Origin of the sequence: Psychrobacter sp. 16-MNA-CIBAN-0192, assembly GCF_040309565.1 — a bacterium.
Taxonomy (GTDB): domain Bacteria; phylum Pseudomonadota; class Gammaproteobacteria; order Pseudomonadales; family Moraxellaceae; genus Psychrobacter.
The window spans coordinates 1-278 of record NZ_JBEOOX010000174.1 but is presented as its reverse complement, the minus strand read 5'-3'; the positions used below and the strand labels follow the sequence as shown (position 1 = coordinate 278).

Annotated in this window: 1 protein-coding gene; it reads right to left on the bottom strand. The window is 42.1% G+C overall.

Annotation, left to right across the window (positions count from 1 at the left end):
• Window positions 1-201: hypothetical protein (locus AAEY78_RS12805; protein WP_352339704.1), on the bottom strand; the 201-nt coding region annotated here is incomplete at its 3' end.
• Window positions 202-278: the final 77 nt, after the last annotated feature.

The following is a 278-nucleotide window of genomic DNA, read 5'->3' as shown; positions in this document are numbered from 1 at the left end:
AACTGTAAATACAAATGTAGTTTCATCACAACCGTCTAAACAAGCAGGTGTTTGACTTAAGCCAAGAGCGGTAATATTAGGATATGTACCTGTGCCACTAGTCGTGACCATTTCAGGTAAATCCATTGAACCAACCCAAGTGACTACGCCAGTTTTTTCATCAACAGATAGACCATTTTGCGAGGCGCCGTTCAGGACCACAGATACATCATCTTTTGATGTAAGCTTAGTGCCTTTAGGAGTCGTAGCCGTCAGAGTTACCGTGTTTTCAAACATAG